Source organism: Variovorax sp. PBL-H6 (assembly GCF_901827155.1).
Taxonomy (GTDB): domain Bacteria; phylum Pseudomonadota; class Gammaproteobacteria; order Burkholderiales; family Burkholderiaceae_C; genus Variovorax.
On sequence record NZ_LR594659.1, the window covers coordinates 1,962,082 to 1,976,152 of the forward strand.

The following is a 14,071-nucleotide window of genomic DNA, read 5'->3' on the forward strand; positions in this document are numbered from 1 at the left end:
GGAGGCTGCGCTATGAGCGGCGAGAACACGGAGCTCGGCGATGCCATCGAACTGCGCGTGCTGCATGGACCCCAGTCAGGCGCGCGCCTTCCGCTGCAGCCCGGACATGGGTACACGATCGGAGCGGCAGACACGTGCGCCATTGTTCTGGGAGGCGCGCAAGTCGCACAGGAACACGCGCGGATCAGCGTCGATGCAAGCGGCATTTCCGTCGAGACTTTGGATGGGCGGGTCCTGACCTTGGCTGGAGAGGAGGCCGGGCCGGAACCGCTGCCATTGGGCACTGTGCTGCAGTTCGGGCTCGTCAAGCTCACTGCCGCGTCGGTGGGCGACGAATGGCCGGCCGACGAAGCGCTGCAGATGCGCAGCGTGTCGAGGGGCTCGGCGGCCGAAGAGGAAGGTGAAGATCTCGATGACGGCGCCGCGCCCACACCGGACGTGCATCCACCCGCGCCTTCGCCGAGTGCCGGCGTTCAATCGCTCAAATACGCCGAAGCGCGTCGGTATGCTGTATATGGCGCGGCTGTCCTGCTCATTGGCGTGGCCGTGTTTGCGGCCATGCAGCGGCCCGCGGAGGCGATTGCCAGCCCGGTTGCGGACTCGACGGGCTCGTTGGATCCAGAGGCCAGACCTGTTGCCACAGAGGCGGAAAATGCCTCGGCGGTGGCTGAGGTGCTCAAGAGCTTTCCCAAGGGTGCGCTGGTGGTGAGGCGGACAGAGGACGGGGGGTGGGCAGTAGAAGGCAGGCTCCGGACCGGCAAGGACTTGCAAAGGCTGCGAGATAGCGTATCGATGCTCGAAATGCCCGTAGCGATCAAGGTGATGCTGGACGCTGAAAGGCTCGATGCCGTCAAGCGCTTCGTGCAGACCCAGCATTCGCCAGGTCGGCTCGAGCTGCGCATGGAGCCGGGGGCCGGCGACGTATTGCGGATTCTGGGGTCGGCTTCAAGCGACGAGGAGGCCGCGGCCTTTCCGGAACGGGCTCGTGGTGAGCTCGCCGCCTTGGAGCCGATCGAATTCGACATCCTGCGGCCGGAGCAGATCCGAGAGCGCTTCATGGACCGCTTGCGCGAGGCCGGGCTCGACGGGAAGTTCAGGGTGACGGCAACGGAACCGGCACTTGAGCTGCGAGCCGTCCTCAGCCCCGCGCAGACGCGAATCTGGGAGGCGCTCTTCCTGGATTTCACTCGGCGCTACGGCAGCACGCTCAAGATCAGTGCACATGTGGAGCCAGAACGGGATGCGGTCGCAGCGAACGTCGCCGCCGTCATTGGTGGTCCCTTCCCCTACATCGTGACGACCAGTGGGCAGCGCATTGCGCCTGGCGGTGCCCTCGCGGGCAATACGGTGGTCTCCATGCGCGACGGGGAGATCGTTCTTTCCGACGGCACTCGTTTCCGTTACGGGCCTTGAAAGGCAGGCAAAGCATGACACTGCAAGAAGAGCAACCCGGCTTCGACGTGGAGCGGCGCCTGTGCGACGACGCGAGCGGGCAGTACCGCGCGGAACTGCGAGACAGGCTGGGCGCAATGCAGAACGCCTGCGCGCTTGCGAGACGGCAGCTTCATGACCGCGAGACCTACCGGCGCGTAGAAGCGGCCCTTGCCGCTGTTGGAGCCGCTGCGACCGTGCTGGAGCTGATGCCCCGCGCCGGCGCTGTACAACGACAGTCAGGTGAGGAACCAAGGCACACGCCGTGTTACTGAGTCGATAGGGTGAATGGCAGTTGAGCCATTCCCGTCGAGGACGATCAACTAACGGAGCGAACTATGGCTTTTGAAATGCCGAAGAGCGGCGAGGGTGTCAGCCTCGGTAGTCTGGAAGACATGTTGATGCCGGCCATCATCACGTCCGAGAAGGATCTCAAGGCGGTTCTCGCGGAGATCAAGACCGGTAAAGATGTGGACGCCGCCCAGTTGCTCTACTACACCAATGAAGTCAATCAGAACAACCTCACGGTCAACATGTGCGCCTCCATGGTGAAGGAGCGCGGCGACACGCTCAAGACGGCCACGCAGAAGTTTGGTTGATTGCGGCTGTACCGGCTACTTGCGCATCACGCCGCCGGACAGGTCGCCGACATGCGTCGCGGGCATGCCGCTTGAAGGTGGCTCCAGCAGCTGGCGAAGGCCCTGTCGGTCCGCGGCAGCGATGGCTTCTGCGCGCGTGTTGACGTTGAGCGCGGACAGAACCGCGGCAACGTGCGCCTTGACGGTTCCCATGGCGAGATTGAGGTTGCGGCAGATCTGCTTGTTGGAGTTGCCTTCGAGGAGTTCGCGGAGGACATCGATCTGCCGATTGGTCAGCCCCTTGGCGGCAGCCTTGGTCGAAAAGGCGGGAGTGGCGCGTAAGAGGCCATCACCTTCCTGAAGCGAACTGTCGGAAATGAATGACTCCGGCGGTACGTAGATCCCGCCGTCCAGGATGAAGCGCAGCGCACTCAGGACAATCCGCTTGCCAGACATCTTCGGGATGAAGCCGAGTGCGCCCTTCTGGATGGCCGTCTGGACCGTCTTCATGTCGTAAGTGCCTGAGACAACGACCAGGCGTGCTGCTGGACATTGCACGAGGAACGTGTCCAGACCCGACAGGCCTGCGGCACCGGGCATGTTGAGGTCCAGCAGGACCAGGTCGAAGTCCGGGCTGGCATGGAATGCATCGATGGCCTCGGCCAGTGTGCTTGCCTCCAGAACCTGGGTGCGAGCATCGATCTGGAGCAGCGTCAGCTTGAGCCCTTCCCTGACGAGATGATGATCGTCGGCCACCAGGATCTTGAGTTCGTCGCCGCCCGCCATGTGCTCCGCTTCGGAGGCGGAGATCGACGAACGCTCAAGCGTCCTCTTTTCGGAGATCATGCTTTTGGTAATACGAATGCGCCGCGCTGGCAATCTGGATGGGTCGAGACTCGCACCGCCGTGGCTGAGTTCATGCTAGCACCCTTTGATAATTTTTCCACTAGACGCGGCCCGCTTCGCTCGCTTGTGATGTGCCTTATGTGGCGCGGTGCCGCCATAATCAAAATCCGCGGGGGGATGCGCCATGGCGAACCTGCGCACGCACGTGAGAAGGAGTGATTGCAGGTGAGTACGGGCATTGTCCCCAAGATGGCGCAGATCCTGCTGGTGGAAGACAACCCTGCGGACATGCGGTTGACGCTGGAAGCCTTGAAGGAGTGCCAAGTTCTTTGCAATCTGCACTGGGTCAAGGATGGCGTCGAAGCGCTTGACTACCTGCATCGCCGCAACGAGCATGCAGGTTCGCCGAGGCCCGACCTGATCCTCCTCGATCTCAATCTGCCGCGGCTCGATGGCCGCGAAGTCCTTGCCAACATCAAGGCACACCCTCGGTTGCGCCGCATTCCGACGGTGATCCTGAGCACGTCGAAGGACGAGGAGGACATCCTTCGCTGCTACGAGCTGCACGCCAACTGCTACATCACGAAGGATCCCCTGAACTTCGACAGTTTCCTCGAGATGATCCGGTCCATCGATCGCTTCTGGTTGTCAGTCGTGTCGCTGCCGCCCCGCACCGACGAGCCATAGCAGCAAGATCCGCATGCAAGGACTCGCGCAAGACATCCTGCTGGTCGAGGACAACCCCGGCGACGCGCGACTGATCCGGGAGCTGCTGATCGACGAGGTGGGCCGTGAAGGTTTCCGGATGCGCGACGCACGCACGCTGGCCGAAGCCCTGCAGCGCATCGTCGAGCAGCGACCCGACATGGTCGTGCTGGACCTGTCCCTGCCCGACAGCTTCGGACTTGAAACGCTCTTCAGGATCCAGAGCCACGACGCGCTGTTGCCCATCATCGTGTTGACGGGGAACGAGGACCGGGCCGTGGCGCTCGCAGCGGTGAAGGCGGGCGCGCAGGACTTCCTGGTCAAGCAGGACCTGTCCGGCCGCCTCCTGGTCAAGACGCTGGAGTACGCGCGCGAGCGCAAGCACAACGAGACCAGGCTCCGAGTGAGCGAAGCGCGCTTTCGCAGCCTGGCCGAACTCTCGTCGGACTGGTACTGGGAGCAGGACACCGAGCATCGGCTGACCTATCTTTCCGACGGGTTGCTGGAGAAGTCGGGCGTCGACCCTGCGGCGTTGCTGGGCCGTGGCTGGCACGAGGCTGCTTCGGGTGGCGCAGTCGCAGCCTGGGCGACGCTTCATTCGGCATTGGCGAGCAGGCAGCCCTTTCAGGACTTCGTATTCCGGCATGCGAGCGACGGTGCGGAGGCTTTGCACATCAGCATCAGCGGCGTGCCGGTTTTCGACAACGGGGCGTTCGCAGGGTACCGCGGCCTGGGCGAGGACGTCAGCTCGCGCGAACGTGCGGCGGCGCATCTGCGCGGCAGCGAGGAGCGTTTTAGGCAGATGCTGGACACGGGCCGCGACGGCGTCCTCATGCTGGCCGCCGACGGCGCGATCTCGTTCTGCAACAGGCGGGCAGCGAGTCTGCTCGGGGCCGAGGCGACGGAGCTCCTGGGACGCCGACTGGACGACATGCTGGTGCGTGAGGCATCGTCGATCGTGCCCGCCAAGGACCCGCAAGAGGAGCGTGGCGCTGCCCTCAGACGCGCTGATGGGAGCACCGTCTCCGTGATGGAGTCGCTCTATCCGATGACGGGTCTGGATGGCGCGCACGCCGGGACGCTGGCGATCCTGACGGATCTGACGGTCCACAAGCAACGCGAGGAACGGGTGCATGAGCTTGCCGCGCTTGCCGCACAGAAAAGCGAGGCGGAACGTGTGAGCCACGCGAAATCCCGCTTCATGGCGGCCGTGAGCCACGACCTTCGGCAGCCGATGCACGCATTGGGGCTGTTCATCGACGATCTCAAGTGCGCGAAGCTGCCCAAGCACGTGTATCCAGTCCTGGATCACATGGAGTCCGCGCTCCATTCCACGCAGTCGCTGCTCGATTCGATCTTGATCATGTCGAGACTGGAGACGGGGATGATCGCCCCGAACTTCATGGCCTTTCCACTGGAGCCGCTGCTTGCAAGGCTGCGCTCGGCGTTCGGGCTCGCCGCGCGGCAGAAGAACGTTCGCTTCGTCGTCGCGTCGTCGCCATTGACCGTCTACAGCGACCCGGCGCTGCTGGAGCGCGTCATGACCAACCTCGTTTCCAATGCGCTGCGATATACCGACAAGGGCGGTGTGATCGTCGCTTGCCGTCCGTCGGGCCGGGATGTACGGCTTGAAGTCTGGGACAGCGGAATCGGCATTCCCGCCGAGCACCAGGAAGCCGTCTTCCGCGAGTTCTACCGGATCGAGAGGAGCGAGGGCGACCAGGGCGCGCTCGGCTTGGGCTTGGCCATCGTCCGCAGCTGTACCCAACTGCTGGGATGCCCCGTGCAGCTTCGATCCGTACCGGGCAGAGGTTCGAGGTTCTCGTTGCGCGTGCCCTTGAGCGAGGCGCGCCAGGAGCTATCGGTGTCGGCGCAGGTCCAGCCGCCGGACGACTCGACCGGCGCTCGCTTCGATGGCCTTCGGGTGCTGTTGATCGACGACGACGCATTGATCCTCGAGGGAACGCGAAAACTCCTGGAGCGCTGGGGATGCCACGTGATGTCGGCGCTCACGGGGTCCCAGGCCGACGCCGTGCTCGCGCACGAGGCCGTCTTGCCCGACCTGGTCATCTCCGACCTCCGGCTCGATGCCGGCGAACTGGGCACGGAGATCGTGGCCCGCATACGTAGCCGCTACAGGCCCGGTCTGCCGGCCGTGCTCGTGTCGGGCGACACGTCGTTGCAAACGGCGCGCTTTGTCCGCCAGCATGGCCTGCCGTTGCTCTACAAACCGGTTGCTCCGGTACGCCTGCGTGCTGTCATTGCCAAGCTTTGCGGTGGATAGGGGAGGCGTGCGGTTCGGGCAGAACCGGGTCCGGGCCCGCTGATCAGCCCGACGCTGCTGGACACCAATCTCACCCCGATGATGTTCTGGCTCTTCGGCCGCAAGGATGCCGGGCATCTGATTGGACGCGAGGACCATGGAAGCCCTTTGATCCCGACCGAAGACCTTGGGGACCGCGCGCTTTGCGCTCAAGGAGTCCGCGGAGGCAATGCCAACCTGTCGTGTGCCGACAAGGTTGCACCGGGAAGTACCCTCGCGCAAGGACATCAGGTCACGCACTTTCGTTCGGCACGAACACGTCACCCGCCGTGAGGGGTCGGGCCTTTCGGGGAAAGCTCAGCGTCTCGAAGTGCAGCTGCGGCTGCATCGCATCGGCGTGTGGCTTCGCCTTCACGCGCATCATCCCCAAGGGATGGCCGACCACGCCGCGCTCGAGCTTTCGTTGCACACGCAGGCGCGGGCTGGTGGTCAACTCGGCTCGGTGTCGGGCTCGGTGACGGATCTCGACCCGCTGGAGTTGGGTGAAGCCGGGTCGCTGTTCCTGACGCGGCCCCGCCTGGGGGACCACATGACAACCGGCGAAGACGGAGGACCCGGACATCCGTTTCGCCGGCGGCGATTCGAAGTTCTTCGAGCATCGTCAGCGTCGCATTCGGACGCGGCAGAGCGATGTTGTCGCTCACGAAGGTGCCAACGCCATGCCGTCGAACGACGAGAGCATCCGCGGCAAGGTCCGCAAGTGCGCGCCGGACGGTGACGCGAGAGACGTTGAACTCCGCGCTCATGGCATCCTCTGTCGGCAGTGCGCTTCCAGCTGGCCAAGTCCTGTTCAGGATATTGGCGCGCAGAGCGATATAAAGCTGCCGGTGGAGTGACATGCCCGGCGTTCGGAGAAGCTTGGTCGGAGACGAATTCATAGAGCGGGCAGATGCCTGGCGAGCGAATCGAACTTTTCTCGGGCTGCAGAAGGACCGGAGAGTAGCAATGAGATGGACTCGTCAGGGCACGCTGCCATGCGATGCCTCAGGCGCCGGACCCACATAGCGCCCGCGGGGCCGGATGACCTGACCGACGCCGAGTTGCTCCAGGCTGTGCGCGAGCAACCCGACACTGCGCGCCGTGGCGAACAGACCGAAAGCGGCATCTGTGGGCAGCCGATGGTGTGCAACCAGGCCGGCCAGGGCTACGTCGATGTTGGGATTCAGGCCGGTGAGTTGCGTCGCCTTGTGGATGAAGCGCGCAATCACCGGCGGGGGTTCGAACAGCGCCAGCAAAGCGGCCGCACGCGGGTCCCCGTCTGGATAGAGCGGATGACCAAATCCCGGCAAAGGCAAGCCGGTCGACAGGTAGTGGGCCAACACGCGGTCTTCGCCGAGCCTTTCCACCTCGCTGAACAGCGCCGCCACCTGGCCGGAGGCGTCGCCATGCAGTGGGCCCGAAAGCGTCGTCAACCCGGCCAGCACGCAGGCCGGCAACGAGGCGCCCGTTGATGCCGCGATGCGCGAGACGAACGCAGAACTGGTGAGTTCGTGATCGGCCAGCAACACCATAGCCGTTCTCAGCAACTCAGCCACCTTGGCCGATTGCTTCCATCCTTGGGCAAAGCGCAGGTGCAAGGGCTTGGCGCCGTGCCGCGCGCCGAACGCATTCGCCAGTTGACCCACCAGACTCTGAGCCTCGCCGTGCAGCACCCGCGTCAGGCGTCCACGGGTGGAATGTCCGGTCGCAGCCAGAGCGGCGAGCGAAGCGAACGCAACACCGCGCCCAGGCTTGCCTGAGCCCGGGGACGGAAGCGCCGCAGGGGAAGAAAAGTCAACGGGTTGCTCCGCATCCCACAACAGACGGGCCACTTCTTCCAGATTGGCGGCGGCGGCCATGCTCACCGCGTCCTGTCCGCGGTAATAGAGGCGACCGCGGAAGAAGGCGCAAAGCGCTGTTGGAATGCTGGGTTCGGAACCGAACAACGCATTGACGGCGAGCGTCTCGTGTTTGCGGCCGGCCTTCTTGCGTCTGGCCAGCCCCGACGCATCCTCGGCGCGATACAGGCTGCGGCGAGAGTCGGCGGGATCCGTCATGACCTCGATCTTGCCGCGGCTCACGTAAGCGTAAACCGTCTGGGGACGCACCCCCAGGAGGCTGCACACCTCGTCCATCGAAATCCAGGAAGGCATGCCAAGCGGGGTAGTTTATATATTGATTTTATACATCAATATTGACCTATTTATCAATCCATTTCTAACATGCGCTCATTCCGAAAGCCCATTTGCATGAAATCCCAGGTCCTGCAACTCAATCCGATCCTGATCCCTGCGATCAACGACAAGCTCGCATCGCTTTACACGGTGCACAGGCTCTTCGAGCTGTCTGACCACGAGGCCTGGCTGCGCCAACATGGAGGCTCGATCGAAGCGGTGATCACCGGCGGCCACACCGGAATCTCGCGGGCGATGCTCGAGCAATTGCCGGGGCTCAAGGTGGTGGCGATCAACGGCGTCGGCACCGACGCAGTCGATCTGGCGTACTGCCGGGAGCGTCGCCTGCCCGTCACCGCGACGCTCGGCGCGTTGACCGAAGACGTGGCGGATCTGGCCATCGGGCTCCTTATCGCCGCGTGCAGAAACCTGTGCGCCGGCGACCGCTTCGTGCGCGATGGGCAGTGGGAGCTTCGCCCCCAGCCCAGCGCCATTCCCCTGGCCCGGCGCTTCAGCGGCATGCGCCTGGGCATCGTCGGCCTGGGGCGGGTGGGGCGCGCCGTCGCGCTCCGGGCGGCGGCCTTCGGCTGTCCGATCAGCTACACCGACCTGCATCCGATGGACGGTGTCGCGCACCGCTTCGTGCCGTCTCTGGTCGACCTCGCGCGCGACTCCGATGCGCTGGTTCTCTGCGCGGCTGCGGACAAGGCTGAAGGCATCGTCGATGCAGCCGTGCTCGAAGCGCTGGGTCCCCGCGGCTTCCTGGTGAACGTCGCCCGTGGCCGCCTGGTCAACGAGGCCGACCTGACGCAGGCGCTCGCCAAGGGGGGCATTGCCGGGGCCGGCCTGGACGTGTTTGTCGATGAACCACGCGTTCCCGCATTGCTGCGCCAGTCGGACCGCGTCACGCTCCAGGCCCACCGCGCCAGCGCCACTTGGGAGACCAGGACGGCCATGGGCCAGATGGTGCTCGACAGCGTCGCCAGCGCCCTGGCGGGCGAGCGTCCGGCACTGAGCCTGACAACCTGAGTTCTGCATGTCCGGCCGCGAGGGCCGACCCCTTTGAACATGCATCGACAGACATGACAGGAGACACATCTTGACGACAACCGTCCCCCGAAAAATCGCACTGGTCACCGGTGCCGGCAGTGGCATCGGCCGCGCCGTGACGCTCGGCTTGTTGAACGACGGCTGGTCCGTCGTGCTGGCAGGCCGTCGCGCCGAGCCGCTGCAGGCGTTAGCGACTGAGGCCGAAGCGCGCGGGCAATCGGCACTCGCCGTGCCTACCGACGTCACCGTGCCAGACAGCGTCGATGCGTTGTTCGCCACCGTCGAGCGCACCCATGGCCGACTGGATCTGCTGTTCAACAACGCTGGCGTCAACGCTCCTGCCGTCCCGATCGACGAACTGCCGCTGGAAAAATGGTTCGGCGTGATGGACACCAACGTCACGGGCGTGTTCCTGTGCGCACGCGCGGCCTTCGGTTTGATGCGCCGCCAGTCGCCGCAAGGCGGGCGCATCATCAACAACGGTTCGATCTCGGCGCACACGCCGCGCCCCTTTACGGCACCCTACACAGCCAGCAAGCACGCGGTGACGGGAATCACCAAGGCCCTGGCACTGGACGGCCGCGCATTCAACATCGTGGCCAGCCAGATCGACGTCGGCAACGCGTTGACCGAGCTGTCCGAGCGCATGACGCGCGGAGTGCTGCAGGCCAATGGCAGCGTCGCTGCCGAACCCATGATGGAGGCGATCCACGTCGCCAACGCTGTCCGGCATATCGCGGCGATGCCGCTGGAAGCCAACATCCTGAACATGACCATCATGGCCAGCACCATGCCTTTCATCGGGCGCGGCTGAGCGGATCGATCCACCCAAAAAGGAGACTCACATGCAATTGACTTCCCTGTTCAAGCTTATGGCCGTCGCGGCGGCCCTGGCCGTGGCGCCGACCCTCGCGTCAGCCCAGGCCTATCCGAATCGCGCGATCAAGATCATCGTGCCGGCCCCGCCAGGCGGCGCCATCGACACCATTGCGCGCGTGGTCGGAGACAAGTTGGCGGCCTCGCTGGGTCAGCCCGTGGTCGTCGATAACCGCCCCGGTGCATCCAACAATCTCGGCACCGACGCGCTCGCCAAGTCGGCGCCTGATGGCTATACGATCGGCATCGTGGGCGGTAGCCACAACACTAACAAGTTCCTGTTCAAGAACCTTGGATGGGACCCGGAGAAAAGCTTCGAGCCCATCGTCTACACGCACGAAGTGCCGCTGGTGTTCGCCATCTATCCGCAAATTCCGGCCAAGACGCTGCCCGAGTTCATCGCCTGGATGAAGGCCAATCCGAACGACGCCAAGGTCGCCACCTCCGGCCGCGGCAGCGCCCAGGAAATGGCGGCTGAGATGTTCCGCATGGCGAGCGGCACGCAGATGCTGCTCGTTCCCTACAAGGGCTCGGCGGCGGCCCAACCCGACCTGATCGCTGGGCGCACCGCCCTTTATATCGACACCATCAGCGCGATCCAGTCGCAGGTGAAAGGCGGCAACGTCCGTGCAATTGCCGTGTCGACCCGCAAGCGGATATCCTCGTTGCCGGACGTGCCGACAGCAGAAGAGCAGGGGCTCAAAGGTTACGACGCCAACACCAACGGGGGGTTCCTGGCGCCCGCCGGCACGCCCAAGGCGATCGTCGCGAAGCTCAATGCCGAGATCAATGCGGCGCTTAAATTGCCTGACGTGCGAAGCAAGCTGGAAGCTGCCGGCATCGAGATCCAGGGCGGGACGCCGCAGGAGTACGCCGCTCTCATCAAGTCCGATCTCGCCAAATGGGGCAAGGTCGTCAAGGAGGCGGGAATCTCGGCGGAGTGACCCGACACCATCATTGCAGTACGTGATGGCCGCACTCTCGGTCCGGTAGCTCACGGAAAGTGCAAGGGCTGGCTTGATCGCAGGCGAGGATTCTCGCGAAGACCGCATCGGCCCTCACATCACCAAAGAAAAAAGCCCGGATGCCATTTTTAATGGCATCCGGGCCTTTTCTATGTTGGTGCCGGAGAGATGAATCGAACACCCGACCTTCTCATTACGAAGGCCTTGTGGCCGTCAAACTGTCCGCAGTTTACCAGGGGAATCAATAGGGTTACGTTACCCTAATGAGATGCGCCGCATGTTCAGTGGTGTCATCACCTGCCGGGAATGTCCTCAGCTTGGGTCACGGCCTGCATTCCCAGGCTTGATCTTCGAGTGCGCAGACGTAGCGAAGTCGATCCGCTCTTCCTCAGTCGTGGCGATGAACCGAACTTCGCGTGTCGCCGGTTCCTTCTTGCAGCCCGGGTACATCTTCTGTGCGTGGTCCTCGCTCATCTTCCATCGCGAGAAGTACGGCTTACCGGTCAACCTGTCTGGGATGTACCACTGAAAAAACTCCACGTCCTTCATCGTTCGCTCACTACTGTATGAATCCACAGTATGCGTCAGCGATGGAGGTTCCTGTTTGGTTTTAGCTATCGACCGCTTCCTTCTCAAAGCTGTAGGCTGGGTGACGACGATCACAACTGGCTGACTGGCCGTCTGCGGCTTCCTGTGACGGTTGAGCAGCCATGAAGCAAGGATGGCAAGCAGAGGTGCCAGGGATGTGATTGCTGCGTTGAGATCGAAGTCCATGCGTAGAACATACGCAAAAAGTCACGGTTCGCAAATTGGTTTTCAAATAAGAACGAAGTATTTGTCGATTTTTTCCAGCCGGGAGCTTCAGACCCAAGCACCTGTCCTCATCTGATTTGCCAGCCGTTCTGCTCTCGCAGGTGTCTGCACTGGCCGGTCTGACATTGGTGCCTGTTGGTGACCTACGTGACCGTGATGCTGTTTGTCGTCGCAAGGACCAGATCAATGTGATCAAGGAAACGCTCAGTGCCGTCCAGTTGCTGATGAAGTTCCAAGCAGCTTTGGCTGAGGAGTACAACATCAAGAAGGAAGACGCGAAGGCAGGGCAGGGTGAGAACGTTGTCCTGTTCAGGCAAGCCGAAAAGCTACTCAAGCAGGCAAGCAAGTAACCAAAGAAAAAGGCTCCTGTGTGGAGCCTTTTTTCATCCTCGGGCTTCGCGGCCTGGTTCGTCTTCAGCTACTCGCCAGCGCCAGTAGAACTCAGAGCGGACCCACACAACGGTCGTCTCTGTGATCTTCTTGAACGCATCCAGAACGGCTTTGCCGATTACAAGATTGCCGTCCGCGTTCTCTCGAAGCAGGTCGTCAGCCTTGGCCTTGACCAAGTGATCAACCACATCGTCTTGATAGATGCAGCCGTCCTTCTCGACCTGCGCAAGCATCCACTGTGCGACTTCGTCAGCCTTCACGGTTACTCTTTCTCGACAAGCTCAATCGCCGCTGGCTGAAATCCGCCCGATTCGAGCTTCTTGCCAGCAAACCATTGGCAGTTGTAATGCGAGTTGTAGTGGTCGGGCACGCTATTGACGGTCATCTCAGGGCCGCCCGATTTGAGCCTCACAGTGTCGCCGATCTTGAATGTGGGTGCTGCTGTTGCCATGATCTGTGTCGCCTTACGCAGCGTCGTCGTCCGTAACTCGAACCAGCTGCTCAGGGGCAAAGATTCCACTGTCCAGCTTCTTGCCCGCAAACCACTGGCATTCGTAATTCGGCGGCGTACCGGTCGTGATGCGCTTGACGGACATCGTGGGGCCACCCACGTTCAGCTGGACGCGTTCGCCAAGCTTGAAAGAGTTTCCTGTTGCCATAGTTTTCTCCTCCTCCGTACGGAGTTGTTTTGGAACCAGTAACGTAAGGGCAGCACGTGAGCGGTTCAAGTACGGCGACGAAAAAAAGCCTCCGCAGGGGAGGCTTCTGAAAAACTGACTGTCATCAAAAATGACATCAGCTAGTTTCGGTTACTAATTACTATCGCGGTTTCCCGCATGAAATGGTGCCGGAGAGATGAATCGAACACCCGACCTTCTCATTACGAATGAGCTGCTCTACCGACTGAGCTACACCGGCTAAGCCCGCGATTATAGCGGCTCGTGATACCCGGTCAGCCGCTCGACCTCGTTCTTCGATCCCAAGACCACAGCCACCCGCTCGTGCAGCTTGGCGGGCTCCAGGTCGAGGATGCGTCGGCGGCCATTGGTGGCGGCGCCGCCGGCCTGCTCGACCAGCCAGCTCATGGGATTGGCCTCGTACATCAGGCGCAGCTTCCCGGCCTTCTCGGGTTCGCGCTTGTCCCAGGGGTACAGGAAGACGCCGCCGCGCATCAGGATGCGATGCACGTCGGCCACCATGCTGGCGATCCAGCGCATGTTGAAGTCCTTGCCGCGCGGGCCGTCCTTGCCGGCCAGGCATTCGTCGATGTAGCGCTTTACCGGGGCGTCCCAGTGCCGCATGTTGCTCATGTTGACGGCGAACTCCTTGCTGTCGGCCGGGATCTGGATGTCCTCCTGCGTGAGCATGAACGAACCCTGCTCGCGGTCCAGCGTGAACATCGCCACGCCGCTGCCCACGGTCAGCACCAGCGTGGTTTGCGGGCCATAGATGCAGTAGCCGGCCGCGACCTGCTTGCTGCCGGCCTGCAGGAAGTCGGACTCCTGCACACCGGGCGAGCCCTCGGGCTTCTTCAGCACGCTGAAGATGGTGCCGATGCTGACGTTGACGTCGATGTTGCTGGAGCCGTCCAACGGGTCGAACAGCAGCAGGTACTCGCCCTGGGGGTAGCGGTTGGGCACCACGTAGATGCTGTCCATCTCCTCGCTGGCCATGGCAGCCAGGTGGCCGCCCCATTCGTTGGCCTCGATCAGGACCTCGTTGGCGATGATGTCGAGCTTCTTCTGGACTTCGCCCTGCACGTTCTCGCTCTCGGCCGAGCCGAGCACGTTGCCCAGCGCACCCTTGTTGACGGCCTGGCTGATGCTCTTGCAGGCACGTGCCACCACTTCGAGCAGAAGGCGCAGCTGGCCGGGGATCAGGCCGTCGGCGCGCTGCTGTTCGATGAGGTAGCGGGTGAGCGAAACATTATTGGGCATTCAA

At 62.9% G+C, this 14,071-nt stretch carries 17 protein-coding genes, 1 tRNA gene and 2 pseudogenes; 10 read left to right on the forward strand and 10 right to left on the reverse strand.

The window, feature by feature from the left end; all coding sequences use genetic code 11:
* Nucleotides 1-12: 12 nt before the first annotated feature.
* The 3 genes from G3W89_RS09405 to G3W89_RS09415 all read left to right on the forward strand — a co-directional run bounded on the left by G3W89_RS09405 (nt 13) and on the right by G3W89_RS09415 (nt 2,030).
* The gene (locus tag G3W89_RS09405) at nt 13-1,413 is read left to right on the forward strand and encodes an FHA domain-containing protein (protein WP_162573834.1); all 1,401 of its coding nucleotides are present in this window, start codon (nt 13-15) and stop codon (nt 1,411-1,413) included.
* Nucleotides 1,414-1,427: 14 nt separating this feature from the next.
* Nucleotides 1,428-1,706 (forward strand): hypothetical protein, encoded by a 279-nt coding sequence (locus tag G3W89_RS09410; RefSeq protein ID WP_162573835.1) that lies wholly within the window; start codon nt 1,428-1,430, stop codon nt 1,704-1,706.
* Between the two features lie 63 nt (nt 1,707-1,769).
* Complete coding sequence (locus G3W89_RS09415) at nt 1,770-2,030, forward strand: hypothetical protein (protein ID WP_162573836.1); 261 nt, start codon at nt 1,770-1,772, stop codon at nt 2,028-2,030.
* A 15-nt stretch (nt 2,031-2,045) separates the two neighbouring features.
* On the opposite strand, the gene G3W89_RS09420 is transcribed toward G3W89_RS09415, so the two are convergent.
* Nucleotides 2,046-2,855 carry a response regulator gene (locus G3W89_RS09420; RefSeq protein ID WP_162573837.1) on the reverse strand — a complete coding sequence of 270 codons (810 nt, stop codon included), beginning with the start codon at nt 2,853-2,855 and terminating at the stop codon, nt 2,046-2,048.
* 249 nt (nt 2,856-3,104) lie between these two features.
* Here G3W89_RS09420 and G3W89_RS09425 point away from each other — a divergent pair, with 249 nt between their 5' ends.
* Nucleotides 3,105-3,542 (forward strand): response regulator, encoded by a 438-nt coding sequence (locus tag G3W89_RS09425; protein ID WP_162577404.1) that lies wholly within the window; start codon nt 3,105-3,107, stop codon nt 3,540-3,542.
* 13 nt (nt 3,543-3,555) lie between these two features.
* Entirely contained in the window at nt 3,556-5,844 is a 2,289-nt protein-coding gene (locus G3W89_RS09430) for a response regulator (protein ID WP_162573838.1), read from the forward strand.
* Between the two features lie 271 nt (nt 5,845-6,115).
* Here G3W89_RS09430 and G3W89_RS33245 read toward each other — a convergent pair whose 3' ends face one another.
* Nucleotides 6,116-6,316, reverse strand: a complete 201-nt coding sequence (locus G3W89_RS33245) for a hypothetical protein (RefSeq protein ID WP_162572176.1) — start codon at nt 6,314-6,316, stop codon at nt 6,116-6,118.
* Between G3W89_RS33245 and G3W89_RS33250 the strand changes: the two are divergent.
* Nucleotides 6,267-6,424: pseudogene (locus tag G3W89_RS33250) on the forward strand (quinone oxidoreductase family protein); the annotation flags it as partial. The gene G3W89_RS33245 and the pseudogene G3W89_RS33250 overlap by 50 nt on opposite strands.
* Before the next feature lie 112 nt (nt 6,425-6,536).
* Here the strand turns inward: G3W89_RS33250 and G3W89_RS33655 are convergent.
* Together G3W89_RS33655 and G3W89_RS09445 are read right to left on the reverse strand one after the other, a co-directional pair.
* Nucleotides 6,537-6,761 (reverse strand): annotated as a pseudogene (locus tag G3W89_RS33655) (GntR family transcriptional regulator); the annotation flags it as partial.
* 81 nt (nt 6,762-6,842) lie between these two features.
* Nucleotides 6,843-7,997 carry a citrate synthase family protein gene (locus G3W89_RS09445; RefSeq protein WP_232076433.1) on the reverse strand — a complete coding sequence of 385 codons (1,155 nt, stop codon included), beginning with the start codon at nt 7,995-7,997 and terminating at the stop codon, nt 6,843-6,845.
* A gap of 114 nt (nt 7,998-8,111) precedes the next feature.
* Here G3W89_RS09445 and G3W89_RS09450 point away from each other — a divergent pair, with 114 nt between their 5' ends.
* The 3 genes from G3W89_RS09450 to G3W89_RS09460 all read left to right on the forward strand — a co-directional run bounded on the left by G3W89_RS09450 (nt 8,112) and on the right by G3W89_RS09460 (nt 10,906).
* On the forward strand, nt 8,112-9,065 hold the full coding sequence (locus tag G3W89_RS09450) for a 2-hydroxyacid dehydrogenase (protein WP_162573840.1): 954 nt from the start codon (nt 8,112-8,114) through the stop codon (nt 9,063-9,065).
* A 70-nt stretch (nt 9,066-9,135) separates the two neighbouring features.
* Entirely contained in the window at nt 9,136-9,900 is a 765-nt protein-coding gene (locus tag G3W89_RS09455) for an SDR family oxidoreductase (protein WP_162573841.1), read from the forward strand.
* Between the two features lie 31 nt (nt 9,901-9,931).
* Nucleotides 9,932-10,906: a Bug family tripartite tricarboxylate transporter substrate binding protein gene (locus tag G3W89_RS09460; protein ID WP_162573842.1), complete on the forward strand. Its 975-nt coding sequence runs from the start codon at nt 9,932-9,934 to the stop codon at nt 10,904-10,906.
* 333 nt (nt 10,907-11,239) lie between these two features.
* Here G3W89_RS09460 and G3W89_RS09465 read toward each other — a convergent pair whose 3' ends face one another.
* Nucleotides 11,240-11,701 carry a hypothetical protein gene (locus G3W89_RS09465; protein WP_162573843.1) on the reverse strand — a complete coding sequence of 154 codons (462 nt, stop codon included), beginning with the start codon at nt 11,699-11,701 and terminating at the stop codon, nt 11,240-11,242.
* A gap of 140 nt (nt 11,702-11,841) precedes the next feature.
* Here G3W89_RS09465 and G3W89_RS09470 point away from each other — a divergent pair, with 140 nt between their 5' ends.
* The gene (locus tag G3W89_RS09470) at nt 11,842-12,090 is read left to right on the forward strand and encodes a hypothetical protein (RefSeq protein WP_162573844.1); all 249 of its coding nucleotides are present in this window, start codon (nt 11,842-11,844) and stop codon (nt 12,088-12,090) included.
* Between the two features lie 33 nt (nt 12,091-12,123).
* On the opposite strand, the gene G3W89_RS09475 is transcribed toward G3W89_RS09470, so the two are convergent.
* The 5 genes from G3W89_RS09475 to G3W89_RS09495 all read right to left on the reverse strand — a co-directional run bounded on the left by G3W89_RS09475 (nt 12,124) and on the right by G3W89_RS09495 (nt 14,067).
* Nucleotides 12,124-12,390: a DUF6953 family protein gene (locus G3W89_RS09475; RefSeq protein WP_174258247.1), complete on the reverse strand. Its 267-nt coding sequence runs from the start codon at nt 12,388-12,390 to the stop codon at nt 12,124-12,126.
* 2 nt (nt 12,391-12,392) lie between these two features.
* A complete protein-coding gene (locus G3W89_RS09480) occupies nt 12,393-12,581 on the reverse strand; it encodes a YodC family protein (protein WP_162573845.1) in 189 nt (62 codons plus the stop codon).
* Between the two features lie 13 nt (nt 12,582-12,594).
* On the reverse strand, nt 12,595-12,789 hold the full coding sequence (locus tag G3W89_RS09485) for a YodC family protein (protein ID WP_162573846.1): 195 nt from the start codon (nt 12,787-12,789) through the stop codon (nt 12,595-12,597).
* Nucleotides 12,790-12,972: 183 nt separating this feature from the next.
* A tRNA-Thr gene (locus G3W89_RS09490) sits at nt 12,973-13,048 on the reverse strand.
* A gap of 11 nt (nt 13,049-13,059) precedes the next feature.
* Nucleotides 13,060-14,067, reverse strand: coding sequence for a class 1 fructose-bisphosphatase (locus G3W89_RS09495; RefSeq protein WP_162573847.1), 1,008 nt, complete (start codon nt 14,065-14,067; stop codon nt 13,060-13,062).
* Nucleotides 14,068-14,071: the final 4 nt, after the last annotated feature.

Coding starts and splice junctions, on each gene's coding strand:
- G3W89_RS09405 (WP_162573834.1), top strand. CDS start 13: ATGAGCGGCGAGAACACGGAGCTCGGCGATGCCATCGAACTGCGCGTG.
- G3W89_RS09410 (WP_162573835.1), top strand. CDS start 1,428: ATGACACTGCAAGAAGAGCAACCCGGCTTCGACGTGGAGCGGCGCCTG.
- G3W89_RS09415 (WP_162573836.1), top strand. CDS start 1,770: ATGGCTTTTGAAATGCCGAAGAGCGGCGAGGGTGTCAGCCTCGGTAGT.
- G3W89_RS09420 (WP_162573837.1), bottom strand. CDS start 2,855: ATGATCTCCGAAAAGAGGACGCTTGAGCGTTCGTCGATCTCCGCCTCC.
- G3W89_RS09425 (WP_162577404.1), top strand. CDS start 3,105: ATGGCGCAGATCCTGCTGGTGGAAGACAACCCTGCGGACATGCGGTTG.
- G3W89_RS09430 (WP_162573838.1), top strand. CDS start 3,556: ATGCAAGGACTCGCGCAAGACATCCTGCTGGTCGAGGACAACCCCGGC.
- G3W89_RS09445 (WP_232076433.1), bottom strand. CDS start 7,997: ATGGACGAGGTGTGCAGCCTCCTGGGGGTGCGTCCCCAGACGGTTTAC.
- G3W89_RS09450 (WP_162573840.1), top strand. CDS start 8,112: ATGAAATCCCAGGTCCTGCAACTCAATCCGATCCTGATCCCTGCGATC.
- G3W89_RS09460 (WP_162573842.1), top strand. CDS start 9,932: ATGCAATTGACTTCCCTGTTCAAGCTTATGGCCGTCGCGGCGGCCCTG.
- G3W89_RS09465 (WP_162573843.1), bottom strand. CDS start 11,701: ATGGACTTCGATCTCAACGCAGCAATCACATCCCTGGCACCTCTGCTT.
- G3W89_RS09480 (WP_162573845.1), bottom strand. CDS start 12,581: ATGGCAACAGCAGCACCCACATTCAAGATCGGCGACACTGTGAGGCTC.
- G3W89_RS09485 (WP_162573846.1), bottom strand. CDS start 12,789: ATGGCAACAGGAAACTCTTTCAAGCTTGGCGAACGCGTCCAGCTGAAC.
- G3W89_RS09495 (WP_162573847.1), bottom strand. CDS start 14,067: ATGCCCAATAATGTTTCGCTCACCCGCTACCTCATCGAACAGCAGCGC.